The sequence below is a fragment of the Micromonospora psammae genome (assembly GCF_036902725.1).
Classification (GTDB): Bacteria; Actinomycetota; Actinomycetes; order Mycobacteriales; family Micromonosporaceae; genus Micromonospora.
In genome coordinates this window covers 34,019-59,812 of the sequence record NZ_JBAKHM010000025.1, presented here as the reverse complement: position 1 = coordinate 59,812, position 25,794 = coordinate 34,019, and the positions used below count along the sequence as shown (strand labels likewise).

The window sequence follows — 25,794 nt, the reverse complement described above, 5'->3', positions numbered from 1 at the left end:
TGCGACGAGCGCGGCGTCGCGGCGGGCCCCGGATCTCTGAAGGGGGACGCGCGCCGCCTGCGGTCCGCGTCCGGCGGACCGGTGCCCCTCGCGTCGGCTCCCACCCTGGCCGGTGAGCGCGGCAGCCCCCGCGCCCGTCCGGCAGCGTCATCCCACCACGGCCCGAAGATCGATGCAATAGGTGAGCCTCGATATGAGGGGACGGTGGCGTGCCGGGGCGGGCACTGTGCCAACCTGGACCGACAGGTTCGGTGAAGTGGAGGCGACGTGGGATACGCGGTGGTGCTCGGCGAGGCGCTGGTCGACCTGCTCGACGGCGAGTGCGAGGGGCGGCCCGTGTTCCGGCAGGAGATCGGCGGGGGCCCGCTGAACGTCGCGGTCGGGGTGTCCCGGCTCGGCGGCGCGGCGCAGTTCGTCGGCTCGCTCGGCGACGACGTGCTGGCCGACCGGATCCGGGCCTTCCTGCGCGACGCCGGGGTGGGGCTGGCCGGCGCGGTCACCGTGGGCGCCGCCACCACCCTCGCGGTGACCACCCACGCCGGCCCCGAACCGGACTTCCGCTTCTACGGCGACCCGCCCTCCTACGGGCTGCTCACCGCCGACGACCTGGACCTCGCCCTGGTCGAGGGCGCCGACGTGGTCTACTGCGGTTCGATCGTGCTGCTCTGCCCGCCGGCGCTGGCCGCCGCCCGCCGGGCCTGGTCGCTCAGTCCCGGCCTGCGGGTCTTCGACCCGAACGTCCGTCCCCGGCTGCTCGACGGCCCGGCGGCGCTGGACGGGCTCCGGGAGGTGGTCGCCGAGTTCGCCGCCGGGGCGCACCTGGTCAAGCTCAGCGCCGCCGACGCCGAGCTGCTCTATCCCCGCGAGCCGGTCGAGGGGGTCGCCGCGTACCTGCGGGAGTTGGGCGCGGGCACGGTCGTGGTCACCCTCGGCGCGGACGGCGCGGTGGTCGCCCCCGCCGGCGCCGATCCGGTACGCGTGCCCGCGCCGAAGGTGCGCGCGGTCGACGCCACCGGCGCCGGTGACTCGGTGATGGCGGCGCTCATCGCCGAGCTGCTGGTCGACGGCGAGCCCCGCACGCCGACCGGGTGGCACGAGCGGGTGGCGTTCGCGCTGCGGGTCGCCGGCCTGGTCTGCGAGTCACCCGGCGGCGCCGTCTCCATGCCCACCCGCGCCGAGGTCCTCCGCCGCTACACAGCCTGAACCCGCGGGGTGGCCCCGGCCGAAGCCGTAGGTCGGCCCCGAAAGTGCGGGATCGCCGGGGTCAGGCGGTGCCGTCCAGTTCGGCGTAGCCGCGGCGGGCGGCGGTGAGGGCGGGGCGGGCGCCGAAGGGGGCGTCGGCGGCGACCCGCTCCGGCGGGGCGGACGCGGTGTGCGCGGCCCGGATCAGCCAGGCCAGCTCGACCAGCTGGGCGTGCTGGGTCCGGACGAAGGCGGCGTCGACCGGGTCCCCGTGCCCGGGCACGACGACCGTCGCGGGCGTGGTGAGCCGCAGCAGCTCGGCGATCGCCTCCGGCCACTGGAGGGGGTAGGAGTCCTCGAAGGCCGGCGGCCCGCTCTGCTCCACCAGGTCCCCGGCGACCAGCACGTCCGCGTCGGGCACCCGCACCACCAGATCCCCGTCGGTGTGACCGCGTCCCGGGTGGCGCAGCTCCACCCGCCGGCCCCCGATCTCCAGGACGGTCTCGGTGTGCACGGTGTGCGTCGGGGCCAGCAGCACGGTCTCGGCGACCTCGGCGGCCAGCGCCGGCCGCTCGTCCCGCAGCTCCTCGTACGCCTCCCGGCGCAGCCGGTCCGGTCGCTCGCGCAGCGCGGCGGCGGCCAGCTCGTGCGCGTACACCGGGCGGGGCGGGTCGGCGGCGAGGGCGGCGTTGCCGAAGCAGTGGTCGAAGTGGTGGTGGGTGTTGACCACCGTCCACGGGTACGGCGTGACCGCGCGGGCGGCGGCGGCCAGCTCGGCGGCCTGCCCGGCGGTGGAGAGGCTGTCGACCAGCAGCGCCTCGCCGTCGCCGACCACCAGTGTGACGTTCACCTCCAGCAGCGGCTCGCGCAGCACGTGGACCCGGTCGGCGACCTCGACGAACCGGGCGGTCATGAGGCCCGCACCGCACGCTCGACGAAGCGCTGCCGGTGGACCAGCGCGCGCTCCACCCGGCCCCGCGCCACCTGCTCGCCGCCGTCGGTGACCGTCACCTCGAACACCAGCCGCCGGCCGTCGGCCTCGGCCAGCCGGGCCTGCGCCACCACCGTCCGCCCGACCGGCGTCGCGGCCAGGTGCTCCAGCTCGACCCGGACCCCCACGGTGGTCGACCCGGCCGGCATCCGGCCGGCGGTGGCGGCCACGGTGGCCGCCTCGGCCAGGGCGAGCACCCGGGGCGTGCCCAGCACCGGCACGTCTCCCGAGCCCACCGCCTGCGCGGTGTCGGCGTCGCTGACGGTCAGCTCGACCCGGGCGGTCAGCCCGGGCGGGAAGGGAAGGTCCGGCTGCTCCTGCATGCGCTCAGCCTAGGTGTTGCGCGGCGGCCCGGGGCGCCGGCGGCGGCGAACCCACCGACCCTCGACGGCCGCGGCGGAGCCGGGAACGGTGGTCGGCGTGGGTCGATCCGTCGCCCGCCGTTAACCTTGACCGCGATGGCCGTCGTGACTGACCCCCAGCCCCCCGCCCCGACCGGACCCCCCGCGTCCCCCGACGGCGGGCGCCGCCGCGTGACCGCGATGGCGGTCTGGGGCGTCGCCTTCGTCGCCGCCTGGCTCGGGATCGGCCTGCCCACCGACCCGGCGTACGCGTTCCTCTGGATCTGGGCGGCCACCGTCGCCTGGAACTCGTCCCGGCCGTGGCGCAGCCACCTGCGCTTCGCCCGGGACTGGGTGCCGGTGGTGCTGCTGCTGGCCGCGTACAACCTCTCCCGGGGGTTCGCCGACAACGGGGCGACCCCGCACGCCTACGAGCTGATCGTCGCCGACCGGTTCATGTTCGGCTGGGCCACCGGCGGCGAGGTGCCGACCGTCTGGCTCCAGGAGCGCCTCTACCGGCCCGACGTGCACTGGTGGGACGTGCTGGTCAGCTGGGTCTACTTCTCGCACTTCGTGGTGGCGCTGGCCGCCGCCGCGGTGCTCTGGCTGCGGGACCGGGGGCGGTGGGCCGCGTTCATGCGGCGCTGGGGCTTCCTCTGCGCCACCGGGCTGGTCACCTACTTCCTCTACCCGGCGGCGCCGCCCTGGTGGGCGGCGCAGAACGGGCTGCTCACCGAGGTGGCCCGGATCTCCACGCGCGGGTGGAAGGCGTTCGGCATGCACGGCGCCGGCAACCTGCTCAACGCCGGTCAGATCGCGTCCAACCCGGTCGCCGCGATGCCCTCGCTGCACACCGCGTTCGCGCTCTTCGTGGTGCTGTTCTTCCTGCGCGCCGCCCGCAGGCGGTGGTGGCCGCTGCTGCTGGCGTACCCGCTGGCGATGACCTTCACCCTGGTCTACTCCGGCGAGCACTACGTGATCGACGTGCTGGTGGGCTGGGCGTACGTGGGGATGACCTTCCTGGTGGTCGGGCTGGCCGAGCGGTGGTGGGCGGCCCGGCAGGCGCGCCGCCGCCCGCCGGCCGAGGTCCCCTCCGCCGAGGAGGCCCCCGTCGAGGCCACCGCGCCCGTCGAGGAGACCGTCCCGTCCCGTCCCGCCGGGGAGCCGGCCACGCCGGTCCGTCGCTGAGGCGGCCACCGGCCCGGCGGCCCCGATCGGTGCCGGCGACGTTCGTCGCCGCCGGCCCGCGCGGGGCCGCGGTCAGCGGTGACGCCGGGCCGCGTGCGACCGGGCGGTCAGCTCCGCGGCGAGGGCCCACGCCTCGGACAGGTCGCGGTCGTACGCCGCCGCGCCCGCGCCGCCCGCCGTGTCGGCGTGCACCGTCGCCAGCCGCAGCAGCCGCTGCACCGGCCCCTGCACCACCCGCACGCTCTGGATCCGGGCGTACGGCACGATCGCCAGCTGGCGGGTGAGCAGCCCGTACCGGACGGTGAAGACCTGCTCGCCCAGCCCCGCGCCGAGCACCCGTACGCTCAGCGGCCGCCGCCAGCGGGCGCGCTCCGGCGGTGGCGTCAGCGGCAGCGCCGCCAGCCGTACCCCGGGCAGCACCTCGGCGACGATCGCCTCGCCGGTGGGCAGGTCCCCCACCGGGAGCAGCCGGTCCGGCCGGTTGCGATCGTCCGGCTCGCCGCCGGAGTAGCCGGCCACCTCCAGCCGCAGCCGCAGCCAGCCCTTCACCCGCCAGAGCAGCGGCCAGGTCACCCCGACCGTCTGCACCCGGTCCAGCGGCACGGTCTGCACCCGGGTCTCCAGCAGCCCGTTGCGGACCCGGAGCCGGTCGGACTCCCGGTCGAGCCGGAAGTTCCAGTCGTCGAGGACCCGGCGGGCCGGTTGCAGGAGGACACCCGCCATCGCGGTCAGGGTGCTGGCCACCGCGATGAACGACCAGGAGCCCCGCGACAGGAACTGCATCACCACGAACGCCACGCCGAAGGGGAGCAGGAACGCCTGCGGGGTGAGCAGCTGGCTGACCAGCACGTCGGCGTTGCGCACCGCGTACAGGGGCCGACCGGGCGGCTCCGGCGGCGGCCCCGCCGGCGCACCGGCCGGGGCGACCTCCCCGCCGGGCACCCGGCCGGCGACCGCGAGCAGCCGGTGCCGCAGCAGCTCGGCGTCCGCGACGCTCAGGTACGCCAGCGGCGCCTCGGTACGGCCGCCGCCGACCACCTCCAGGCGCAGCTCGGCCAGGCCGGTCAGCTGGGCGAGCAGCGGACGCACCACCTCCACGGCCTGGAGGCGTTCCAGCGGGATGGCCCGGGTACGCCGCCAGAGCAGCCCCTCGTGCACCCGCAGTTCCCGCCCCACGATGTGGTAGCCGGTGTTCCACCAGCTGATCACCGCGAGCACGGTGGCGCCCAGCGCCAGCGCCGTCGCCATCGCGGCGAACCAGCCGAAACCCACCCGGGACAGCGTCGACCAGGAGAGCCCGGCGATCACCACCACCAGGGACTTGGCGCCGTGCAGCACCGGGCTGAGCGGGTGCAGCCGCTGTCGCGGCTCCGCGCCGGTCGGGCCCGACGGCTGCCCGCCGGTCGGGCCGTGGCGCTCCGCGCCGACCGGCCCGGCCTGCTCGGCGTTGATCGGTGCCGGCGGCTGCCCGCCCGTCGGGCGGTACGGCCCCGGACCAACCGGCCCGGGCGGCTGCCCGTCGGTCGGGTCGGGTGGTCGCGCGTCCGCCGGTGCCGGCGGCGGCGCGCCCGGTGGAGCGGGCGGCTCCGCCCCGACCGGCTGCGGACCCGTGTCGGGTCGGGCCGGCACCGGGCCACGGCCGTCGGTCACAACCCCTCCGCGCGGTCTTCACCGAGCGCGGTGAGCCGGTCGCGCAGCCGGGCCGCCTCGGCCGGCCGCAGCCCGGGCACCCGGGCGTCGCTGGCTGCCGCGGCCGTGTGCAGTTGCACCGTGGCCAGGTCGAAGGCCCGCTCCAGCGGCCCCGCGCTGACGTCGACGAACTGCATCCGCGAGTACGGCACGATGGAGAGTCGGCGGACCAGCAGCCCGTGCCGCACCAGCAGGTCGTCCTCCCGCTCGGCGTACCCCCAGGCGTGCACGGCCCGGACGATCGCCGCCGCCCGCCAGACGCTGAGCAGCACCACCGCGCCGAGCGCCGCGCCGAAGAGCCAGTGACCGCTGAAGGCCCAGCCCAGGCCCAGCCCGGTGAGCAGCACCGCCAGTCCGGCCGCGAGCCGGAGCAGCTCCACCCAGATCAGGTCGTGCGAGATCGACTGCCACCGCACCGTGTCCGGCCAGGGTTCCAGGGCGCTGACCGGAGGCCGGGGCGGTTCGGGGTCGGTCACCGGGTACGTCCGCTGTGCGCGTTCACCCTTCGAGCGTAGGCGATCCGGGCAGGGGAGCGACCTCGCGCAGGAAGCCCCGCGCGTCGAGGAAGTCGCCGAGGGAGACCCGGTGCTCCGGGCAGGCCAGCCAGGTCTTGCGCCGGTCCGGGTCGTGCAGGCGGGGATTGTTCCAGCGCAGCGCCCAGACGGCGGAAGCGCGGCACCCACGGGACGAACAGATCGGAGCCTCGTCGGCGGGGGTGGGAGCGGTCACCCGGGGCAGTCTAGGCCGGGGTGCCGGAAGCTTGAGCGCCGGGCGGCCACGGGGGGAGCCGCCCGGCGACGGGGTGAATCGTACACGTTGCGGACCCCTTCGTGTCCACCCTCGTTCAGCGATTCGGCCAACCGGACGTCGCGCCGCAAATCGCCTTCTCCCCGCGTCGGCACTCGGCCGGGCATGCGAGTCTTGACACGCACCAGCCGCGACGACCGATCTTGCTGGAGGACCGGTGGCCCAGCCGACCACGCCCGACGCCCCGACACCGAACGGGGCGGCCCCGGAGACACCCCCGCCGGTGATCACACCGGCGCAGGACGCCAGCCTGCTGGAACGGGCGTTGTTCGAGATCAAACGGGTCATCGTCGGGCAGGACCGGATGGTGGAGCGGATGTTCGTCGCGCTCCTCGCCCGCGGGCACTGCCTGCTCGAGGGCGTTCCCGGCGTGGCCAAGACGCTGGCCGTGGAGACGTTGGCCAAGGTGGTCGGTGGCGACTTCGCCCGGGTGCAGTTCACCCCGGACCTGGTCCCGGCGGACATCATGGGCACCCGGATCTACCGGCAGTCCAGCGAGAAGTTCGACGTCGAGCTGGGGCCGGTCTTCGTCAACTTCCTGCTCGCCGACGAGATCAACCGGGCCCCGGCGAAGGTGCAGTCGGCGCTGCTGGAGGTGATGAGCGAGCAGCAGGTCTCCATCGGCGGCGAGACGCACCGGGTGCCCAACCCGTTCCTGGTGATGGCGACCCAGAACCCGATCGAGCAGGAGGGCGTCTACCCGCTGCCGGAGGCGCAGCGGGACCGCTTCCTGATGAAGATCGTGGTCGGGTACCCGACGGACGCGGAGGAGCGGGAGATCGTCTACCGGATGGGGGTGGCCCCGCCCGAACCGGCGCAGGTCTTCACCACCGACGACCTGCTCGCCCTCCAGCGCCGGGCCGACCAGGTCTTCGTGCACAACGCGCTGGTCGACTACGCCGTCCGGTTGGTGCTCGCCACCCGGGCCCCCGCCGAGCACGGCATGCCGGACGTGGCCCGGCTCATCCAGTACGGGGCGAGTCCGCGCGCCTCGCTCGGCCTGATCCGGGCGACCCGGGCGCTGGCCCTGCTGCGCGGCCGGGACTACGCCCTGCCGCAGGACGTGCAGGACATCGCCCCGGACATCCTCCGGCACCGGCTGGTGCTCAGCTACGACGCGCTCGCCGACGACGTGCCGGCCGACCACGTGGTGCACCGGGTCATGTCGACCATCCCGCTGCCGTCGGTGGCGCCGCGGCAGCAGGCCGGTCCGGTGCATCCGGGCAGCGCGCCGCCGGCCGCCGGCTGGCCCGGGCAGCGGCCGTGACCTCTCCCGTCCGCCCGGCCGACGCGGGTGGGGAGCGCACCGAGGCCGTGCTGTCCCGGTTGCAGCTGCTGGTCACCCGCAAACTCGACGGCCTGCTCCAGGGCGACTACGCCGGGCTGCTGCCGGGGCCCGGCAGCGAGGCGGGGGAGTCCCGGGAGTACCGCCCCGGTGACGACGTGCGCCGGATGGACTGGCCGGTCACCGCCCGGACGACCATGCCGCACGTGCGCCGTACGGTGGCCGACCGGGAGCTGGAGACCTGGCTGGCGGTGGACCTCTCGGCGAGCCTGGACTTCGGCACCGGACGCTGGCTGAAGCGGGAGGTGGTCATCGCGGCGGCGGCGGCGCTCACCCACCTCACCGTCCGGGGCGGCAACCGGATCGGGGCGGTGATCGGCACCGGTGCCGAGCCGGCCCCGCCCGCGGGCCGGTGGCGCGGCGCGCCGCCACCGGCCGGGCCCGGGGTGCTGACCCGGGTGCCGGCCCGGCCCGGGCGGCGGGAGGCGCAGGGCCTGCTGCGGGCGCTCGCCGGCACCCCGGTCCGTCCGGGCCGCAGCGACCTCGGCGCGCTGGTGGACCTGCTGAACCGCCCGCCGCGCCGCCGGGGCCTGGCCGTGGTGATCTCCGACTTCCTCGCGCCGCCGCAGCAGTGGGGTCGGCCGCTGCGTAAGCTGCGGGTCCGGCACGACGTGCTGGCGATCGAGGTGGTCGACCCGCGCGAGCTGGAGCTGCCGGACGTGGGGGTGCTGCCGGTGGTCGACCCGGAGACCGGGGAGCTGCACGAGGTGCAGACCGCCGATCCCCGGCTGCGCCAGCGGTACGCCGACGCGGCCGCCGCCCAGCGCGAGGCGATCGCCGCCGAGCTGCGCGCCGCCGGCGCCGGGCACCTGCGCCTGCGTACCGACCGAGACTGGCTGTTGGACATGGTGCGTTTCGTGGCCGCGCAACGGCACGCCCGCACCCGGGGGACGACTCGATGATCCGTTTTCTGCAACCGTGGTGGCTGCTGGCCCTGCTGCCGGTGCTCGCCCTGGCCGCGCTCTACCTCTGGCGGCAGCGTCACCGCCGGGCGTACGCGATGCGGTTCACCAACGTCGACCTGCTGCGGACCCTGGCGCCGAAGGGGCTGGGCTGGCGGCGGCACGCCGCCGCCACCGCGTTCCTGCTCTGCCTGGTGGCGCTCGCCACCGCGATGGCCCGGCCGGCGGTGGACACCCGGGAGCCGCTGGAACGGGCGACCGTCATGCTCGCCATCGACGTCTCGCTGTCGATGCAGGCCGACGACGTGGCGCCGAACCGGTTGGAGGCCGCGCAGGAGGCGGCCAAGCAGTTCGTGGGCGAGCTGCCGGCGAGCTACAACCTGGGGTTGGTCTCCTTCGCGAAGGCGGCCAACGTGCTGGTCGCCCCCACCAAGGACCGGGCGGCGGTGACCGCCGCCATCGACGGGCTCACCCTGGCCGAGGCGACCGCCACCGGCGAGGCGGTCTTCACCTGCCTGGAGGCGATCCGTTCGGTGCCCGCCGACGGCGCGGCCGGCATCCCGCCGGCCCGGATCGTGCTGCTCTCCGACGGCTTCCGCACCTCCGGCCGGTCGGTGGAGGAGGCCGCCGCGGCGGCGCAGGCGGCGAACGTGCCGGTCTCCACCATCGCCTTCGGCACCGACTCCGGCCAGGTGGACATCGGCGGTCAGCTCCAGCGGGTGCCGGTGGACCGGCTGGCGCTGGCGCAGCTGGCCGAGACCACCGAGGGCTACTTCTACGAGGCGGCCTCGGTCGCCGAGCTGAAGCAGGTCTACCAGGACATGGGGAGCTCGATCGGGTTCCGCACCGAGCCTCGCGAGGTCACCCAGTGGTACGCCGGGGTGGCCCTGCTGCTGGCGCTCTGCGCGGGCGGGATGAGTCTGCTCTGGACGTCCCGGATGCTGTGAGGCCCGGGTGTCGGGCACCCGGGGACGCCGGGTGCCCGGCGGGGGTCAGTGACCGCCGCCGGCCAGCATGAAGATGACGGCCACCCAGACGGCGGCGAGGGTGAAGCCCAGCGGGGCGACGTAACGGCTCATGGACGGCTCCGGGTGGCGACTGGACGGTCCGCGTGCGGGGGGCGGACCGCAGAGCTGGATCAGGAAGCGCACACGAAGTCGTGACCGGGGTGCTCCGCCGCGGCGCGTTCCGGACCGGAACGGCGCAGGCCGGCCGTCCCGGCGGTCGGCCGGGAGGCGGTGCGGGGAGCGGGAGCTGGGTCAGCTCTGCCGACTGAGTCGTGGCTCAGCGGGGCTGACGGACGGCCCGGCCACGACTGGGAGGATCGCTATCTCGCACAGCGATCACCTCCTGCGGTCGGTGGGGCCCGGAACGCGGACCGCACACCGGCCCGCAGACGCCGATCATCGTACAACGGGGACCCCGCGCCCGCGCACTCGGCCGATCGGCTCCACCGCTCAGGCCGCCACATTCTCCCGCCGCACGTCGAGCGGGGGCGGGCGCCCGACGACGCGGCCAGCCGGGCCAGCGCGGCCGCCCGTTCGCGCGCCGACTCGTGCCGCTCGGCGAGCTCCCGCCCGTACGCTCGGATCAGCTCGTGCAGCTGGAAGCGGCCGGGCCCGGCGGTGCCGACCAGGCTCACGTCCACCAGCCGGAGCAGCTCGTCCTCCGCGACGGCCGGAGGCCGGTCCAGCAGCGCCGCGGCGGCGCCCAGGGCCAGCGGGCGGGCCGGGGCCAGCGCCAGGAGCCGGAACGCCCGGGCGGCGGCGGACGACAACTGGTCGACGCTGGGCCGCAGGGCCGCCCGGAGGTCCAGCTCACCCACCCGCAACTCGTCCAACCGTCGGCGCGGGTCGGCCAGGCGACGACTCAGGTCGGCGACGGCGCTGCGGGCCCGGGTGGCCAGGCGTACCCCGGCGATGCGGAGCGTCAAGGGCAGGTGACCGCAGGCCGAGACGACCTCCAGGGTGGCCGCCGGCTCCGCCCCGGCCCGGCCGGGGCGACCGCGGCGAACAGGTCGAGGGCCTCGGCGGTGCTCAGGGTGGTCAGGTCGATCCGCCGGGCGGCCTCGAGGTCCACCAGCACCTGAAGAACAGCCTCTCCGGCGGGACGGCCGACCTCAGCTTCAACTACGGCGACGCGGACACGGTCCCGCTGGCCGGGGACTGGGACGGCAACGGCACCTTCACCCCGGGCGTCGTGCCCAACGAGGACGGTGCCCGGCGGTGGCACCTGCGCAGCAACACCACGGGCGTGGGTGACGTCACCTTCCGCTACGGCAACGCCAACACGCTGCCGGTTCCGGGCGACTGGGACGGCAACGGCAGCTGGACGCCCGGCATCGTGGCGGACGACCCGGAGGGCGGGCGCCGCTGGTACCTGAAGAACTCGCTCACCGGCGGGGTCGACGACCTCGAATTCAAGTACGGCAACCGGGGCAGCTACCCGGTGCCGGCGGACTGGGACGGCAACGGCACGGTCACGCCGGGAATCGCGGAGAACTAGGAGAACCGGGTCCGCCGCTGGTACGTGAACTCGCTGAGCGGCGGCTTCGCCGACTCGTACTTCGACTACGGCAACGACGCCCCCTACCCCTACTGACACACCGCCGCTTGCGGGGGCCGGCCCAGTGGGCCGGCCCCCGTCGCTCCTGCTGTGGGGCCGGATCCGACGCTCGGGGCCCCGCGGTGACGTGGTCGGAGTTAGCGCTTACCTGTCGGTAACGCCTAGGCTCCGACCGACGCAGAGATCAGGAGCAGAGGGGGACCCGTGGCCCGTACCGTGCTGGTGACCGGCGGCAACCGGGGGATCGGCCTGGCCATCGCGCAGGCCTTCGCCGAGCAGGGCGACCGGGTCGCCGTGACGACCCGCAGCGGCGAGGCCCCGGCGGGGCTCTTCGCCACGAAGTGCGACGTCACCGACTCCGCCTCCGTCGACGCCGCCTTCGCCGCCGTCGAGGCCGAGCTGGGCCCCGTCGAGGTGCTGGTGGCCAACGCCGGCATCACCGACGACACGCTGCTGATGCGGATGTCCGAGGAGCAGTTCACCGGGGTGCTGGACACCAACCTGACCGGCGCCTTCCGCTGCGCCAAGCGGGCCTCGTCGAAGATGCTCCGGGCGAAGTGGGGCCGGATGATCTTCATCTCCTCGGTGGTCGGGCTGTACGGCGGCGCCGGCCAGGTCAACTACGCCGCCAGCAAGGCAGGCCTGGTGGGCGTGGCCCGCTCGATCACCCGTGAGCTGGGCAGCCGCAACATCACCGCCAACGTGGTCGCGCCCGGCTTCATCGACACCGACATGACCGCCGCGCTGCCCGAGGAGCGCCGCACCGAGTACCGCAAGGCCATCCCCGCCGGCCGGTTCGCCGACCCGGCCGAGGTCGCCGGGGTGGTCACCTGGCTGGCCTCCGACGCGGCCGGCTACATCTCCGGCGCCGTCATCCCGGTCGACGGCGGCCTCGGCATGGGTCACTGAGAAGATCTGACGGAGGAAACTGCAATGTCCGGACTGCTCGCCGGTAAGCGGCTGCTGGTCACCGGCGTCATCACCGACGCCTCGATCGCCTTCTCGGTGGCGAAGCTCGCCCAGGAGAACGGCGCCCAGGTCGTGCTCACCGGCTACGGCCGGCTCTCCCTGGTCGAGCGGATCGCCAAGCGGCTGCCCGAGCCGGCGCCGGTGATCGAGCTCGACGTGACCAACCCGGAGCAGCTCGCCGGCCTGGCCGACAAGGTGCGCGAGCACGTCGACGGCCTGGACGGGGTGGTGCACTCGATCGGCTTCGCCCCGCAGAGCTGCCTCGGCGGGGGGTTCCTCGACGCGCCGTGGGAGGACGTGGCGACCGCGTTGCAGGTCTCCACGTACTCGTACAAGTCCCTGGCCATGGCGGCGCTGCCGCTGATGTCCGCCGGCGGCGCGGTGGTCGGCCTCACCTTCGACGCCACCAAGGCGTGGCCGGTCTACGACTGGATGGGCGTGGCCAAGGCCGGGCTGGAGTCCGCCTCCCGCTACCTGGCGCTGCACCTGGGCAAGCAGGGCATCCGCAGCAACCTGGTCGCCGCCGGGCCGCTGCGCACCATCGCCGCCAAGTCCATCCCCGGCTTCGACCAGTTCGAGGACGCCTGGACCGAGCGCGCCCCGCTCGGCTGGAGCCTCACCGACCAGGAACCGGCGGCCCGGGCCTGCCTGGCGCTGCTGTCGGACTGGTTCCCGGCCACCACCGGGGAGATCGTCCACGTCGACGGCGGTTACCACGCCATCGGCGCCTGACCCTGACCCGGCGGCGTCCCCGACCGCCGACCGCGCGACCCGCGTGGCCGGAGCAGGGGGCGTCGCCGCAGTGCCCGGGCCAACCGGCAAGAATGGACGCATGGCGTACGACGCGTTGGTGCTGGTCTCATTCGGCGGCCCCGAGCGGCCCGAGGACGTGCTGCCCTTCCTGCAGAACGTGACCCGGGGCCGGGGGGTGCCGCCCGAGCGGCTCGCCGAGGTCGCCGAGCACTACCTGCACTTCGGTGGGGTCTCGCCGATCAATCAGCAGTGCCGGGAGCTGCTCGCCGCGATCCGGGCGGACTTCGCGGCCAACGGCGTCGACCTGCCGGTCTACTGGGGCAACCGCAACTGGGACCCGATGCTCGCCGACACCGTCGGGCAGATGCGCGACGACGGGGTGAAGCGGGCGTTGGCCTTCGTCACCAGCGCGTACGGCGGTTACTCCTCCTGCCGGCAGTACCAGGAGGACATCGCCGCGGCCCGCGCCGCGGTCGGCCCGGACGCCCCGCTGATCGAGAAGCTGCGTCAGTTCTGGGACCACCCGGGCTTCGTCGAGCCACACGCCGACGCCGTGCGGGCCGCGCTGGCCCAGCTCGACCCGGCGAAGCGGGAGACCACCCGGGTGGTCTTCACCGCGCACTCCATCCCCAACTCGGCGGCGGCGACCGCGGGCCCCAACGGGGGCCGGTACACCGCCCAGATGGCGGAGACCGCCCGGCTGGTGCACGCGGCCGCCGCCCCCGACCTGCCGTACGACCTGGTCTGGCAGAGCCGGTCCGGCCCGCCGCAGGTGCCGTGGCTGGAGCCGGACATCAACGACCACCTCGCCGCGCTCGCCGGGTCCGGCGTGACCGGCGTGGTGGTCAGCCCGATCGGTTTCGTCTCCGACCACCTGGAGGTGGTCTGGGACCTGGACACCGAGGCGTTGGAGACGGCCAAGCAGCTCGGCCTGGACTTCGTCCGGGCCGGCACCCCCGGCACCGACCCGCGGTTCGTGGCGATGGTCCGGGAGCTGGTGACCGAGCGCACCACGCCGGACGGGGAGCGGCTGCGTCGCCGCCTCGGTGAGCTGCCGATGTGGGACACCTGCCCCACGCCGTGCTGCGTGCCCGCCGCCCGCCGGCCCTGAGCCGACCATCCCCCGACACCCCCTGGGACGAACAGATGCATGACCGCAAGCCGGTGCAGAGCTGGCTCACCGACATGGACGGCGTGCTGGTGCACGAGGGCCAGCCGGTGCCGGGCGCGCCGGAGTTCGTCAAACGGCTGCGCGCCTCCGGCAAGCCCTTCCTGGTGCTCACCAACAACTCGATCTACACCCCGCGCGATCTCCGGGCCCGGCTGGTCCGGATGGGGCTCGACGTGCCGGAGGAGGCGATCTGGTCGTCGGCGCTGGCCACCGCCCAGTTCCTCGCCGACCAGCGGCCGGGCGGCACGGCGTACGTGATCGGGGAGGCCGGGTTGACCACGGCCCTGCACGCGGTGGGGTACGTGCTGACCGACTTCGCCCCGGACTACGTGGTGCTGGGGGAGACCCGCACCTACAGCTTCGAGGCGATCACCAAGGCGGTCCGGCTGATCAACGACGGGGCGCGGTTCATCTGCACCAACCCCGACGTGACCGGCCCGTCGGTGGAGGGCGCCCTGCCCGCCGCCGGCTCGGTGGCCGCGATGATCTCCAAGGCGACCGGGGTGGAGCCGTACTTCGTCGGCAAGCCCAACCCGATGATGATGCGCTCGGCGTTGAACACCATCGAGGCGCACTCGGAGAGCACCGCGATGATCGGCGACCGGATGGACACCGACATCCTCTGCGGCCTGGAGGCGGGGCTGGAGACCATCCTGGTGCTGACCGGGATCAGCAGCCGCGTCGAGGCGGAGCGCTACCCGTACCGGCCGTCGCGGATCATCAACTCCGTCGCGGACCTGATCGACGAGATCTGACATCCCCGGGGGCAGCGGCCCACGCCGCCGCCGTCAGGGGCGCAGCGGGGCGTTGCAGGCGGCGACGAGGGCCTGCCGGCAGGCGGTGGTGAGCGGCCGGAGCGCGGCGTCGCGCTGCTGGGCCTCGTAGTTGTTGATCGCTCCCCCGGGGGCGCTGTGCCCGGCCAGGGCGAGCACCCGGTCCAGCACCGCGGCCCGGGCGAAGAGCCGGCGGGCGCGCGGGTCGAAGCCGGGTGGCAGGTCGGTGGCGCCGTCCGGGCGGCGCAGCGCGGCGAGGGCCCCGGCCAGCTCGGGCCGCCACTGCGCCACGTCGAGCCGGGTCAGCGCGGCGGTCGTCTCGGCCAGCGCCGTGGCCAGCTCCGCCTCCGCCTCGGCCGCGCCGGGCGTGCCGAGCGACGCCTTCGGCGCGTCGACGGGCAGCGGGTAGACCCGCCAGAGCACGGTCTCGAAGGTCACCCCGGAGCCGGAGGTGTGGGTGCGGACCTCGGGGATGAACCCGAGGGAGCCGGCGACGACGGCCTCACCGGCGAGCAGCGCGGCCCCGGCGAAGTCGCCGGGCCCGGGGAGCCCGCGCGGGTCGCCGGGGGCGGGCAGCACCAGCCGGATCTCGTCGGGTGAGGTCCGGGCCAGGCTGGGCAGCGCGTCCCGCAGCGGGACGTCCGTCCAGGTGCCGGGGGCGTCGGCGACCAGGTGCTCCTCGTCGCCGGCGATCTCCTCGGCGACCTCGTCGAAGGGCACCAGGCCGGCGCGCCAGGCGCGCACCCAGGCGACGAAGCGGCTCGACCGGCGTGCGGCCAGGGTGGCCGCGCCCGTTGCGGGGGAGGACATGCGGAAAGGGTACGTGCTTCCCGCCGTCGCTGTCTCGACTGCCGCGCCACCCCCGCCGCGCCCCTGTCGATCATGCGGTTGTCCTGGGCGGAACGCCCCGATCCGAGCCCTTCGTGCGGCCCCGGACCGCGCCGGGCCCGGCCGCGGCGCTTGATCGTGCCACTTCCTGGACGTGGTGGCCTCGCCCCGACCCGGACACCACTGCTTCCAGGATCCAGCGCGATCCTGCCCCGGGATGGCGGCGGGACGGATGGTGCCGCTGGGGTTAGCGTGGTGGGCGTGGTGGGGCGTTATGGGGACGACGTGTTGGCGGGGGACTGGCGGCGGCGGAAGGTCACGCCCGAGGTGGACGCCGAGGTCGACCTCGTGGTGGAGGACGCCGACTCGGGGTTCTGCGGCGCGGTGGTCGGTTTCGAGTCCGGGGCGGTGGTGCTGGAGGACCGGCACGGCCGGCGGCGCAACTTCCCGCTGCTACCGGCGGCGTTCCTGCTCGACGGCCGGCCGGTCACGCTGCGCCGGCCGGCGCGGAACCCGGTGCCGGCGGCCCGGCGGCGGACCGCCTCCGGCTCGATCGCGGTCGACAACGTCCGGGCGCAGGTCGCCAAGGCCAGCCGGATCTGGGTGGAGGGCATCCACGACGCCGCGCTGGTGGAGCGGATCTGGGGTGACGACCTGCGGATCGAGGGCGTGGTGGTGGAGCCGCTGGACGGCATCGACGCCCTCGACGCCGAGGTGCGCGACTTCGCCCCCGGCCCGACCCGCCGGCTGGGGGTGCTCGTCGACCACCTGGTGCCCGGCTCCAAGGAGAGCCGGATCGTGGCGCGGGTGACCTCGCCGTACGTGCTGGTCACCGGTCACCCGTACGTCGACGTCTGGCAGGCGGTCAAGCCGTCGGCGCTGGGCATCGCGGCCTGGCCGGTGGTCCCGCCCGGCCGGCCGTGGAAGGAGGGCGTCTGCGCGGCGCTCGGGGTGGCCGAGCCGGCGGCCATGTGGCGGCACATCCTCTCCCGGGTGGACAGCTTCGCCGACGTGGAGACCCCGTTGATCAACGCGATGGAGCGGTTGATCGACTTCGTCACCGAGCCGGCCTGACGCTCGGTCGAGGCGTGTCCGGGCAGGCTCAGGGGGCCTGGTCGGGGGTGCGGGTGAAGACGAAGGTGGCGATGTCCAGGGCGACCACCCGACCCGCCCCGTCCCGGACGACGGTGAGGATCTCCCCGTCCTGGCCGCCGGAGTGGCCCCGCCAGCGGTCCGGCCCCTCCCGGGTGAACCGCAGGGCCCGCTGGCCCACCGGCCCGCCGTGCAGTTCGCCGGTGCCGCCGTCGATCCGGAACTCGTACTCGATCCCCATCCACCACCAGCGGCCGGTCAGCTCGGTCAGCTCCGCCGGGGGCGGCGCGGCGGCGGGGCGCCACGGCGTCACCGGCGCCGGCTCGGCGTCCAGCACCAGGGTGAGCACCTGCCGCGCCAGCCCACCGAGGTGGGTGCCGCGCAGGCCGTACGAGTTGGCGAAGCCGACCACCGCGGTACGGCTGGGCCGGTGCACCGCCAGCGTCGCGACGTACCCGGGCATCGAACCGCCGTGCCCGACGTGCACCCGGTCACCCTCGCGGTAGAGCTCCAGCCCCAGGCCGTGCCCGCCGCGCCAGGAGTCGAGATCGCTGATCGCCACCGGCGCGCACATCTCGGTCAGCGTCGCCGGGGCGAGCACCGCCGGGTCGGGGTCCGCGAGGAAGGCCGCCCAGCGGGCCAGATCGTCGATGGTCGACCAGAGCTGCCCGGCCGGCGCCATCGCCCCGGTGTCGGTCCGCGGCTCCTCCCGCAGCGTCTCGTGCCAGGGGTGCACCACGTAGCCGCGGGCGTACGGCTCGGTGGCGTGGTAGGTGGTGCGGGTCAGGCCGAGCGGCGTCAGGACGCGCTCCCGCAGCAGCTCGGCCCAGGGCGTCCCGGTGACCCGCTCCAGCACCCCGCCGAGCAGCCCGTACGCCAGGTTGGAGTAGTGGTAGGCGCGATGCGGCGGGTAGGCGATCTTCGCCGGGGTCAGCGCCGCGAGCAGGGTGGCCAGGTCGGTGCCCTCGGTCCGCTCCCACCACTGCCCGTCCGGCTCCCGTTGCAGGCCACCGGCGTGCCCGAGGAGCTGCCGCAGGGTCGGCGCGCCGACCGCGGTGCCGGGCAGGTGCCGCTCCAGCGGGTCGTCCAGGGTCAGCCGGCCGGCGTCGCGCTGCTGCATCACCAGCACCGCGGTCATGGTCTTGCTGATCGAGCCGAGCCGGTACTGCAGGTCGGCGTCGGGACGCGGGTGGTCACCGGCGGCGGCGAGGTGGGTGAGCGTCCCGTCCCGGACCACGCCGAGGACCAGCGACGGCGCGCGGCCGGTGGCCTGGGCCCCCGCGACGAGGATGTCGACCTGTCGGGCGGTTTCGGGCAGCAGGGGCACGCGGTCCTCCTCGGCGGGTGCGGGTCCGCCCGAGCTTACTGATCATGCGGGGCGGCGGGGACGTGCATCGGCGTGTCACGATCGTGGGGTGGACGCCGTGGTGTGGATCGTGCTGGGTGTGCTGTTGGCGGTCGCCGAGATCTTTACGACGACGCTTTTTCTGATCATGTTCGCGGCGGGCGCGTTCGCGGCGGCCGGTGCCGCGGCGCTCGGCGCCCCGATCCCCGTGCAGGCCTTGGTCTTCGCCGTGGTCTCGGCGTTGTCGGTGGCGGTGGTGCGGCCGGTCATCCGGCGGCACGCGGGCAGCGCGCTGGAGACCGGCGACCGGCCGTTCGGGGTGGAGGCGCTGGAGGGCGTCACCGCGCTGGTGCTGGAGCGGGTGGACGCCGAGCGCGGGCTGGTCAAGATCGACGGTGAGTTGTGGAGCGCGCGGCCGTACGACGCGACGCAGGCCTTCGAGCCCGGTGAGCGGGTGCAGGTGATCAAGGTCCAGGGCGCCACCGCCCTGGTCTGGCAGGACGACATTTCCTCCCCCGGCGAGTTGCCGGAAGCGAAAAGGTGAGCGGTATGGAGTTTGCAGCGGTCCTGTTGGTGGCCGTCGCGCTGATCGTCGTGGTGGTGCTGGTCAAGGCGGTACGCATCGTGCCGCAGCAGCGTCAGGACGTGGTGGAGCGGCTCGGAAAGTACAAGCGCACCCTGAACCCGGGGCTGAACCTGTTGGTCCCCTTCATCGACGCGGTGCGCACCAAGGTCGACATGCGCGAGCAGGTGGTCAGCTTCCCGCCCCAGCCGGTGATCACCTCGGACAACCTGGTCGTGTCGATCGACACGGTCCTCTACTACAAGGTGGTCGACGCGGTCCGGGCCACCTACGAGATCGCCAACTTCATCCAGGCGATCGAGCAGCTCACCGTGACCACCCTGCGGAACGTGATCGGCTCGCTGGACCTGGAGCGGGCGCTGACCAGCCGCGAGGAGATCAACCGCCACCTCTCCGGGGTGCTGGACGAGACCACCGGTCGCTGGGGCATCAAGGTCACCCGGGTGGAGATCAAGGCGATTGAGCCGCCGGCCAGCATCCGGGACTCGATGGAGAAGCAGATGCGCGCCGAGCGGGACCGCCGGGCGGCGATCCTGACCGCCGAGGGGCACAAGCAGTCGCAGATCCTCACGGCCGAGGGCGAGAAGCAGTCGGCGGTGCTGCGCGCCGACGGTGACCGGCAGGCCCGGATCCTCCAGGCCGAGGGGCAGGCCAAGGCGATCCGTACCGTCTTCGACGCCATCCACCAGGCCAACCCGAGCCAGAAGGTGCTGGCCTACCAGTACCTCCAGGCGCTGCCGCAGATCGCCAACGGCACCGCGAACAAGGTGTGGATCGTGCCGGCGGAGCTGACCAAGGCCCTGGAGGGCATGGGCGGCGCGCTGGGCGGGCTGGCCGGCATGGTCGGGGACGTCCCGGCGCCGGAGGCGGCCGACCACGCCAGCCAGGTGGAGCGCGAGGCCGCGGAGGCGGCGCGGGCCGCGGCCAGCGCGGCCCAGGAGATCCACGACGAGGTACGCGTCGCCGAGGCGCAGGCCAGCGGCGGCAAGACCCCGCAGGGGCTGCCCGCGCCGGAGCCGGTCTCCCCGGCGAGCCTGGTCAACGACCCGGCGGACCAGCGCGAACGGGGCTGACCCACGCGTCGTCGCCCACCGGCGGCAAATGCGAGAAAGCCTCATGCGGCGCCCCGGCGCCTGCCACGATCGGTCCTGATGGACGGGTGGTGTTCAGGAGCCGGGGCGCCGGATGCGTCCCCCGCCGCTCGTCGGAGTCGAGCGAGGTGAGGCATGAAGGACCCGGCGCAGAGCCTGTTCTCCCGCACCCCCGTCCCCGGCGCGCACGACCCGGCCGGCCCGCTGGGCACCCGCCGTACCGGTGGGGGCTTCGGGGTGCTGCCCTTCGTCGGTGACCCGGGGCCGGTCGCGCCGGCCACCAACGCCAGCTGGGCCTGGTCGCTGCGGCGCTTCGCCCGGGCGTCGGTCTGGCTGCTGCCGGCGTACGCGGTGCTCTACGGCGTGGTCGCGATGGCCAGCGACGGCGGGGTCGGCAACGACCCGTACCCGGCCGACGGGCAGCCGCTCTACCTGGTCGGCTGGGTGGCCGCGGTCTGGCTGGGCCTGCTCGCCCTGCTGGCGCTGACCGGCCTGCTGGCCGCGACCCGCAGCCGCCGGGTCGCCGTGGCCGGGCTGCTCACCAGCATCGCCGGCACCGTGCTGATGCTGCCCTTCGCCGGGCTCGCCGAGCTGACCCCGGTCTTCGGCACCACCGCCCGGATGCTGGTGCTGGTCGGCGCCACCTGCTACAGCGCGGGCTGGCTGCTGATCGGCTGGTCGGTGGCCCGCTCCGGAATGTTCAGCATCGGCGACGGGACGATGCTGATGATCGCCGCGCCGCTGCTCGGGCTCGGTGGGGCGCTGATCGGGTCGCTGCAGACCTTCGGCGCGATCTTCGTGCTGATCGCCGGCATCGGCATCGGCTACCGCTCCGGCCGCCTGGTGCCGGCGGCCATCGCCCGGGACGCCGCGAGCGCCAGCGTCTCCACCCCGGCGGCCCCGGGCCCGGACGGACCCCAGGGCCCCCTCCCCGCCGCCTGACCACCCCGCCCCCCGCGCCCCGGCCCCGGTGATCAAGAGGTTTGCGTCAGCCCGGCCCGTCGGGATGACGCAAACCTCTTGATCGGCACGGCGGGGGACGGCGGGCGCGGGAGGGGACGGGTGGGTGGGGGAAGGGCCGGAAGTGGGGAAGTCGCCGCGCGGTCACGGTGAGTTGGCTGACATTCGTCGGTCCAACTGGCCCACTCGTGTCCCACCTGGCAATCCTGGGTGTCATGCCCCGCCCCCGGTCGCCGCTGTCGCGGCTCTTCACCGTGCTGCTCGCCGGCCTGCTCGCCGGCCTCGCTCTCGCGGTCGCCGCGCTGCCGGGCAACCTGCTGGCCGGCTTCGCCACCCGGTCGGTCCTCGGGGCCTTCGCCGACCTGCCGGCCGCGCTGCGCACCCCGGCCACCCCGCAGCGCTCCTACGTCTATGCCAACGACGGCACCACGCTGCTGACCACGTTCTACGACGTCAACCGCACCGACGTGCCGCTGGCCGAGATCGCCCCGGTGATGCGGCAGGCGATCGTCGCGATCGAGGACCGGCGCTTCTACTCCCACGGCGGCGCCGACCTGCGTGGCCTGGCCCGCGCCCTGGTCGCCAACGCGGCCGGCGGCGCCGCCCAGGGCGGCTCCACCCTGACCATGCAGTACGTCCGAAACGTGCTCAAGACCGACCCCAGCCGCACCGCGGCGGAGCGGGCCGCCGCCACCGAGCAGACCGTCGGGCGCAAGCTCCAGGAGATCCGGTACGCCACCGCGCTGGAGAAGACCCTCGGCAAGGACGAGATCCTCAACCGCTACCTGAACATCGCCTACTTCGGCTCCGGGGCGTACGGGATCGCGGCGGCCAGCCAGCGCTACTTCGCCAAGGCGCCGGCCGACCTGACCCTCGGCGAGGCCGCCCTGCTGGCCGGTCTGGTGCAGTCCCCCGAGGAGTACAGCCCGATCGACGGTGACGCGGACGCGGCGCTGACCCGACGCGGGCAGGTGCTCGACGCGATGGCCGACACCGGCGTGATCACCGCCGCGCAGGCGGCGCAGGTCCGTGCCGAGAAGCTCACCCTGCGCCCCACCGCGCAGCCCAACGGCTGCACCGCCACCCGCGCCGACGGCGCCGGCTTCTTCTGCGACTACCTGCGCCGCTGGTGGCTGGAGCAGCCCGCCTTCGGGGCCACCGCCGAGGAGCGGGAGCAGGCGCTGCGCCGCGGCGGCTACCGGGTGGTCACCTCGCTCGACCCGGACGTCCAGGCCACCGCCGTCGAGGAGGTCCGGAAGGTCTACGCCGCCGACGACGAGCGGGCGCTGCCGATCGCGGCGGTCGAGCCGGGCACCGGCAGGGTGCTCGCGATGGCGGTCAACCGCCAGTACGGCGTCGGCGAGAACCAGACCGTCAACCCGCTGGTCTCCGGCGGCGGCAGCGTCGAGGGCTACCAGGCCGGGTCGACGTTCAAGCTCTTCACCATGCTCGCCGCGCTGGAGTCCGGCCGGACGCTCTCCACCGGCTTCGACGCGCCCAGCCGGCTGCCCACCCGGTACCCGGCCGAGGGTGAGGCCAGCTGCGACGGCAGGTGGTGCCCGGCGAACGCCAACCCGGCGCGGATGGACGGCTACCGGATGATGTGGGACGGCTTCGGCCGCTCCGTGAACACCTACTTCGTCTGGCTCGCCGAGCAGGTCGGCCAGGACAAGGTGGTGGAGATGGCGCAGCGGCTGGGCATCAGGTTCCGCGCCGACGCCGACGCGTCCTTCGCCGAGAACGACGCGGCCGACTGGGGCGCGTTCACCCTCGGGGTCGCCGCCACCACCCCGCTGGACCTGGCCAACGCCTACGCCACCGTGGCGGCCGAGGGGACGTACTGCACGCCGACGCCGGTGGAGTCGGTGACGGCGCCGGACGGCACCCGGCTGCCGGTGGGCGATCCGTCCTGCAAGCGGGTGCTGAGCCGGGACGTGGCCCGCGCGGCCACCGACGCGGCGCGCTGCCCGGTGGGGCAGCAGTCGGCGTACGAGCAGTGCAACGGCGGCACGGCCAGCGGCGTGGACCGGATCGTCGGCCGCCCCGTCGCCGGCAAGACCGGCAGCTCGGAGCGGAACGCCACCGAGACCTTCGTCGGGTTCACCCCGCAGGTCGCGGTCGCCGGCATCGCCGCCAACCCGGACGACCCGAGCGACGCGGTCGGCGGCCCGGTGCAGGCGCAGGTCATCGCGGCGGTCGCCCGCACCATCCGCAGCGCCGTCGAGGGCGAACCGGTCCGCGACTTCACCGCGCCCAGCCGCGAACTGGCCGGCGAGCCGCGCCGCCCCGAACCGCCGCGCCCGTCCCCGAGCCCGCGGGAGCGTCAGCCGGAGCGGGAACGGGAGCTTCCCGCCGACATCCTGCGCTGGCTCCAGGGCCGCCGCGGCTGAACCGGAGCGGGGCCCCGCGCCACGGGAAGGGGCCCCTGCCGACCACCGGGTGGCGTACGCCGCTCGGCGGGACCGCCCCGTCCGGCGCGTCACCGGCACCGGGCAGAATCGGCCGGTGGCCGTCCACCAGATCACCGACCCCGACGACGACCGGATCGCCGACTACCGTGCGCTGACCGACGTCGAGCTGCGTACCCGCTGGGAGCCCCCGCACGGGCTCTTCATCGCCGAGGGGGAGCTGGTGCTGCGGCGGGCGCTGCGCGCCGGCTACCCGGCCCGGTCGTACCTGGTGGACGCCAAGCGGGCCGACCAGCTCGCCGACCTCGACACCGGGGACGCGCCGGTCTACGCGGCCACGCCGGACGTGCTCCAGCGGGCCACCGGCTTCCACGTGCACCGGGGCGTGCTCGCCTCGTTCCGGCGCAAGCCGCTGCCGGACGCGGCCGACGTGCTCGCCGCGGCCCGGCGGGTGGTGATCCTCGAAGACGTGAACAACCACACGAATCTGGGCGCGATCTTCCGGGCGGTGGCGGGCCTGGGGGTGGACGCGGTGCTGCTCTCGCCGACCTGCGCCGACCCGCTCTACCGGCGCAGCGTCCGGGTCAGCATGGGCGAGGTCTTCGCCGTGCCGTACGCGAAGCTGGAGCCCTGGCCGGACGCGCTGGCCGAGGTCCGGGCGGCCGGTTTCACGGTGCTGGCGATGACCCCCGCCCCGGACGCGGTGCCGATCCAGCGGCTCGACGCGGCGCAGCGGGCCCGCGCGGCGCTGCTGCTCGGCGCCGAGGGGGCCGGGCTGACCGGGGCGGCGATGCGGGCCAGCGACGCCCGGGTGGTCATCCCGATGCGCCGCGGCGTCGACTCGCTCAACGTGGCCGCCGCCACCGCGGTGGCCTGCTGGGAGCTGGGCCGCGACGACCCGCTCTGACCGGGCCGGGCGGGCTGTCGGGGTACGGAGTCACGGACGGTAGCGTGTCGCCCGTGTTCCCCACCGTCCGTGAGGTCCTGGCGCTCGACCCGGTACGCCACGGCGCTCCGCGCCTGGTCGCCGGGGACGCCGCCCTGGACCGGCCGGTCCGCTGGGTGCACGTCGCCGAGGTGCCCGACATCGCCACCCTGCTCGGCGGCGGGGAGCTGGTGCTGACCACCGGCATCGGGTTGCCCGCCGACGACGCCGGGCTGCGGGCGTTCATCACCGACCTGGCCGACGTCGGCGTCTCCGGGCTGGTGGTGGAGCTGGGCCGACGGTACGTCAGCGGGGTGCCCCGGGTGATGGTGGCGGCCGCCGAGCGGCGCGGGCTGCCCCTGGTCGAGCTGCGCCGGGCCACCCCGTTCGTGCGGATCACCGAGGCGGTGCACGCGCTGATCGTCGACGCCCAGCTCACCGAGCTGCGGGCCGCCGAGGAGATCCACCAGCGGTTCACCGAGCTGTCCGTGGAGGGCGCCGGCCCCGCCGAGGTGGTCCGGCAGGCGGCCGAGCTGGCCGGCTGCCCGGTGGTGCTGGAGAACCTCTCCCGTCAGGTGCTGGCGTACGACCCGGCGGGGGAGAGCGCCGAGCTGCTGCTGGACGGCTGGGAGCAGCACTCCCGCCGGATCCGCCCGGCCGGACGGACCGCGTACGACGCCGACAGTGGCTGGCTGGTGACCACGGTGGGCGCGCGGGGGCAGGACTGGGGTCGGCTGCTGCTGCGCTGGCCCGGCGCCGGCGACCTGACCGGCGCAGGCGTCGACGCGCGCCCGGCCGGCGGACCACCGACCCGGCTGACCATCCTGATCGAACGGGCCGCCTCCACGCTGGCGCTGGGCCGGCTGATCCGGCGCGACGCCGAGGGGCTGGAACGGCAGCTGCACCGCACCCTGCTCACCGCCCTGCTCGACCACTCCCGCCCGGTGGACGAGGTCGCGCTGCGGGCCAGGGCGCTCGGCGTCACCCTCGACCGGCGGCACCTGGTCGGGGTCGTGGTCCGGCACCGCCTCGACGAGCCGGCCGGGGAGCCCGGCGTGCCGGGGGAGGGTGGCCTCTCCGTCGACGCTGCCCCGGAGGCCGGTCCGGCCCGGCTGCGGGATCTCGCCGAGGCGGTCGGCCAGGCGCTGCGGGAGGCGAAGCTCACCGCGCTGACCAGCGCCGTCGACGACCAGGCCGTCGGCGCGCTGCTCGCCCTCGCCGACCCGGCCGCCGAGGAGCGCGCCCTCGCCGCGTTCGCCACCGCCCTGCGCCGCATCCGGCTGGACGCCACCCCGGCCCGCCCGGCGGCCGGCCGCGCCGACGCCGCACCGCCGGGGGCCGCGGGTCGGGCGGGCGGCGCGACACCGAACGCCGTCATCGTGGCGGCCGGATCCGGGGTGGGCAGCCTGCGGGAGGCGCGCCGGTCCCTGATCGAGGCCCGGCAGATCGCCGACGCCGCCCGGCGGGACCGGCGCGACCTGCCGATCTTCCGGCTGCCGCACGTCGGGCTCGCCGGCCTGCTGCACCTGCTGCGCGACGAGCCGCGGGTGCAGACCTTCGTCGAACGGGAACTGGGCGCGCTGCTCGCCCACGACGCCCGGCACCCCCGCGAGCAGCTGCTCGGCACGCTGCGGGCGTACCTCGAACAGGGCCGCAACAAGTCGGCGGCGGCCGCCGCGGCGCACCTGTCCCGGCCGGCGTTCTACGAACGGCTGGCCCGCATCGCCCGGATCCTCGACGTCGACCTGGACTCGGTCGACGCCTGCCTCTCACTCCACGTCGCCCTGCTGGCCCTGGACGCCATCCGCACCCCCTGACCCGCCCCCCACCCTCCAACCGGCCCACCCGACCTCAACCGGGGTCGATCATGAAGTTGGCGGCACCGA

Annotated in this window: 26 protein-coding genes; 17 read left to right on the top strand and 9 right to left on the bottom strand. The window is 75.1% G+C overall.

The features are described 5' to 3' along the window. Positions 1 to 267: 267 nt before the first annotated feature. Entirely contained in the window at positions 268 to 1,203 is a 936-nt protein-coding gene (locus V6U79_RS24610; protein ID WP_334615982.1) for a carbohydrate kinase family protein, read from the top strand. A gap of 61 nt (positions 1,204 to 1,264) precedes the next feature. On the opposite strand, the gene V6U79_RS24605 is transcribed toward V6U79_RS24610, so the two are convergent. Both V6U79_RS24605 and V6U79_RS24600 read right to left on the bottom strand, forming a co-directional pair. Continuing rightward, positions 1,265 to 2,095, bottom strand: coding sequence for an MBL fold metallo-hydrolase (locus tag V6U79_RS24605; RefSeq protein WP_334615981.1), 831 nt, complete (start codon positions 2,093 to 2,095; stop codon positions 1,265 to 1,267). Next, positions 2,092 to 2,496, bottom strand: coding sequence for a thioesterase family protein (locus V6U79_RS24600; protein WP_334527422.1), 405 nt, complete (start codon positions 2,494 to 2,496; stop codon positions 2,092 to 2,094). The genes V6U79_RS24605 and V6U79_RS24600 overlap by 4 nt, the downstream gene beginning before the upstream one ends. A gap of 135 nt (positions 2,497 to 2,631) precedes the next feature. Here V6U79_RS24600 and V6U79_RS24595 point away from each other — a divergent pair, with 135 nt between their 5' ends. Beyond that, entirely contained in the window at positions 2,632 to 3,702 is a 1,071-nt protein-coding gene (locus V6U79_RS24595; RefSeq protein ID WP_334527419.1) for a phosphatase PAP2 family protein, read from the top strand. 72 nt (positions 3,703 to 3,774) lie between these two features. Here V6U79_RS24595 and V6U79_RS24590 read toward each other — a convergent pair whose 3' ends face one another. From V6U79_RS24590 to V6U79_RS24580, 3 genes are read right to left on the bottom strand one after another with little or no spacing between them, the layout of a single operon-like run. After that, on the bottom strand, positions 3,775 to 5,352 hold the full coding sequence (locus V6U79_RS24590) for a PH domain-containing protein (protein ID WP_442933819.1): 1,578 nt from the start codon (positions 5,350 to 5,352) through the stop codon (positions 3,775 to 3,777). Then, a complete protein-coding gene (locus V6U79_RS24585) occupies positions 5,349 to 5,867 on the bottom strand; it encodes a PH domain-containing protein (RefSeq protein WP_334615980.1) in 519 nt (172 codons plus the stop codon). The genes V6U79_RS24590 and V6U79_RS24585 overlap by 4 nt, the downstream gene beginning before the upstream one ends. Before the next feature lie 22 nt (positions 5,868 to 5,889). Then, a complete protein-coding gene (locus V6U79_RS24580) occupies positions 5,890 to 6,120 on the bottom strand; it encodes a hypothetical protein (RefSeq protein ID WP_334615979.1) in 231 nt (76 codons plus the stop codon). A gap of 235 nt (positions 6,121 to 6,355) precedes the next feature. Here V6U79_RS24580 and V6U79_RS24575 point away from each other — a divergent pair, with 235 nt between their 5' ends. From V6U79_RS24575 to V6U79_RS24565, 3 genes are read left to right on the top strand one after another with little or no spacing between them, the layout of a single operon-like run. Beyond that, positions 6,356 to 7,465: an AAA family ATPase gene (locus V6U79_RS24575; protein WP_334527410.1), complete on the top strand. Its 1,110-nt coding sequence runs from the start codon at positions 6,356 to 6,358 to the stop codon at positions 7,463 to 7,465. Continuing rightward, positions 7,444 to 8,445, top strand: a complete 1,002-nt coding sequence (locus V6U79_RS24570) for a DUF58 domain-containing protein (protein WP_334527508.1) — start codon at positions 7,444 to 7,446, stop codon at positions 8,443 to 8,445. Before V6U79_RS24575 ends, V6U79_RS24570 begins: the two co-directional genes overlap by 22 nt. Continuing rightward, the gene (locus V6U79_RS24565) at positions 8,442 to 9,392 is read left to right on the top strand and encodes a VWA domain-containing protein (RefSeq protein WP_334615978.1); all 951 of its coding nucleotides are present in this window, start codon (positions 8,442 to 8,444) and stop codon (positions 9,390 to 9,392) included. The genes V6U79_RS24570 and V6U79_RS24565 overlap by 4 nt, the downstream gene beginning before the upstream one ends. Positions 9,393 to 9,437: 45 nt before the next feature. Here the strand turns inward: V6U79_RS24565 and V6U79_RS24560 are convergent, their stop codons facing one another. Beyond that, a complete protein-coding gene (locus tag V6U79_RS24560) occupies positions 9,438 to 9,596 on the bottom strand; it encodes a hypothetical protein (RefSeq protein ID WP_334527404.1) in 159 nt (52 codons plus the stop codon). Positions 9,597 to 9,772: 176 nt separating this feature from the next. After that, positions 9,773 to 10,378, bottom strand: a complete 606-nt coding sequence (locus tag V6U79_RS24555; protein WP_334615977.1) for a hypothetical protein — start codon at positions 10,376 to 10,378, stop codon at positions 9,773 to 9,775. Positions 10,379 to 10,644: 266 nt separating this feature from the next. On the opposite strand from V6U79_RS24555, the gene V6U79_RS24550 reads away from it, so the two are divergent. From V6U79_RS24550 to V6U79_RS24530, 5 genes are all read left to right on the top strand, one after another. Next, positions 10,645 to 10,950: a hypothetical protein gene (locus tag V6U79_RS24550; RefSeq protein ID WP_334615976.1), complete on the top strand. Its 306-nt coding sequence runs from the start codon at positions 10,645 to 10,647 to the stop codon at positions 10,948 to 10,950. A 264-nt stretch (positions 10,951 to 11,214) separates the two neighbouring features. After that, positions 11,215 to 11,919 (top strand): 3-oxoacyl-ACP reductase FabG, encoded by a 705-nt coding sequence (gene fabG, locus V6U79_RS24545; protein WP_334527396.1) that lies wholly within the window; start codon positions 11,215 to 11,217, stop codon positions 11,917 to 11,919. A gap of 24 nt (positions 11,920 to 11,943) precedes the next feature. After that, on the top strand, positions 11,944 to 12,711 hold the full coding sequence (gene fabI / locus V6U79_RS24540) for an enoyl-ACP reductase FabI (protein ID WP_334527393.1): 768 nt from the start codon (positions 11,944 to 11,946) through the stop codon (positions 12,709 to 12,711). Between the two features lie 100 nt (positions 12,712 to 12,811). Next, on the top strand, positions 12,812 to 13,843 hold the full coding sequence (locus V6U79_RS24535) for a ferrochelatase (protein ID WP_334615975.1): 1,032 nt from the start codon (positions 12,812 to 12,814) through the stop codon (positions 13,841 to 13,843). Then, on the top strand, positions 13,792 to 14,658 hold the full coding sequence (locus V6U79_RS24530) for an HAD-IIA family hydrolase (RefSeq protein WP_334527388.1): 867 nt from the start codon (positions 13,792 to 13,794) through the stop codon (positions 14,656 to 14,658). Before V6U79_RS24535 ends, V6U79_RS24530 begins: the two co-directional genes overlap by 52 nt. Positions 14,659 to 14,691: 33 nt before the next feature. On the opposite strand, the gene V6U79_RS24525 is transcribed toward V6U79_RS24530, so the two are convergent. Beyond that, complete coding sequence (locus V6U79_RS24525; protein ID WP_334527379.1) at positions 14,692 to 15,486, bottom strand: Rv1486c family protein; 795 nt, start codon at positions 15,484 to 15,486, stop codon at positions 14,692 to 14,694. 279 nt (positions 15,487 to 15,765) lie between these two features. Here V6U79_RS24525 and V6U79_RS24520 point away from each other — a divergent pair, with 279 nt between their 5' ends. Then, complete coding sequence (locus V6U79_RS24520) at positions 15,766 to 16,578, top strand: DUF3097 domain-containing protein (RefSeq protein WP_334615974.1); 813 nt, start codon at positions 15,766 to 15,768, stop codon at positions 16,576 to 16,578. A 28-nt stretch (positions 16,579 to 16,606) separates the two neighbouring features. On the opposite strand, the gene V6U79_RS24515 is transcribed toward V6U79_RS24520, so the two are convergent. Further along, positions 16,607 to 17,923 carry a serine hydrolase domain-containing protein gene (locus tag V6U79_RS24515; protein WP_334615973.1) on the bottom strand — a complete coding sequence of 439 codons (1,317 nt, stop codon included), beginning with the start codon at positions 17,921 to 17,923 and terminating at the stop codon, positions 16,607 to 16,609. A gap of 88 nt (positions 17,924 to 18,011) precedes the next feature. On the opposite strand from V6U79_RS24515, the gene V6U79_RS24510 reads away from it, so the two are divergent. The 6 genes from V6U79_RS24510 to V6U79_RS24485 all read left to right on the top strand — a co-directional run bounded on the left by V6U79_RS24510 (position 18,012) and on the right by V6U79_RS24485 (position 25,725). Next, positions 18,012 to 18,485 (top strand): NfeD family protein, encoded by a 474-nt coding sequence (locus V6U79_RS24510; protein ID WP_334527370.1) that lies wholly within the window; start codon positions 18,012 to 18,014, stop codon positions 18,483 to 18,485. A gap of 5 nt (positions 18,486 to 18,490) precedes the next feature. Next, a complete protein-coding gene (locus tag V6U79_RS24505; RefSeq protein ID WP_334615972.1) occupies positions 18,491 to 19,597 on the top strand; it encodes an SPFH domain-containing protein in 1,107 nt (368 codons plus the stop codon). A 153-nt stretch (positions 19,598 to 19,750) separates the two neighbouring features. Then, complete coding sequence (locus tag V6U79_RS24500; RefSeq protein ID WP_334615971.1) at positions 19,751 to 20,557, top strand: hypothetical protein; 807 nt, start codon at positions 19,751 to 19,753, stop codon at positions 20,555 to 20,557. 167 nt (positions 20,558 to 20,724) lie between these two features. Next, positions 20,725 to 22,965, top strand: coding sequence for a transglycosylase domain-containing protein (locus V6U79_RS24495; RefSeq protein ID WP_442933818.1), 2,241 nt, complete (start codon positions 20,725 to 20,727; stop codon positions 22,963 to 22,965). A 49-nt stretch (positions 22,966 to 23,014) separates the two neighbouring features. Further along, positions 23,015 to 23,890 (top strand): TrmH family RNA methyltransferase, encoded by an 876-nt coding sequence (locus tag V6U79_RS24490; protein WP_334615969.1) that lies wholly within the window; start codon positions 23,015 to 23,017, stop codon positions 23,888 to 23,890. A 53-nt stretch (positions 23,891 to 23,943) separates the two neighbouring features. Further along, positions 23,944 to 25,725: a PucR family transcriptional regulator gene (locus V6U79_RS24485; RefSeq protein ID WP_442933817.1), complete on the top strand. Its 1,782-nt coding sequence runs from the start codon at positions 23,944 to 23,946 to the stop codon at positions 25,723 to 25,725. The last annotated feature ends 69 nt before the right edge of the window (positions 25,726 to 25,794 follow it).

Excerpts from the sequence above, each read along its gene's own strand:
- V6U79_RS24505 (WP_334615972.1), top strand. The coding sequence starts at position 18,491 with ATGGAGTTTGCAGCGGTCCTGTTGGTGGCCGTCGCGCTGATCGTCGTG.
- V6U79_RS24605 (WP_334615981.1), bottom strand. The coding sequence starts at position 2,095 with ATGACCGCCCGGTTCGTCGAGGTCGCCGACCGGGTCCACGTGCTGCGC.
- V6U79_RS24525 (WP_334527379.1), bottom strand. The coding sequence starts at position 15,486 with ATGTCCTCCCCCGCAACGGGCGCGGCCACCCTGGCCGCACGCCGGTCG.
- V6U79_RS24535 (WP_334615975.1), top strand. The coding sequence starts at position 12,812 with ATGGCGTACGACGCGTTGGTGCTGGTCTCATTCGGCGGCCCCGAGCGG.
- V6U79_RS24565 (WP_334615978.1), top strand. The coding sequence starts at position 8,442 with ATGATCCGTTTTCTGCAACCGTGGTGGCTGCTGGCCCTGCTGCCGGTG.
- V6U79_RS24600 (WP_334527422.1), bottom strand. The coding sequence starts at position 2,496 with ATGCAGGAGCAGCCGGACCTTCCCTTCCCGCCCGGGCTGACCGCCCGG.
- fabI (WP_334527393.1), top strand. The coding sequence starts at position 11,944 with ATGTCCGGACTGCTCGCCGGTAAGCGGCTGCTGGTCACCGGCGTCATC.
- V6U79_RS24500 (WP_334615971.1), top strand. The coding sequence starts at position 19,751 with ATGAAGGACCCGGCGCAGAGCCTGTTCTCCCGCACCCCCGTCCCCGGC.
- V6U79_RS24595 (WP_334527419.1), top strand. The coding sequence starts at position 2,632 with ATGGCCGTCGTGACTGACCCCCAGCCCCCCGCCCCGACCGGACCCCCC.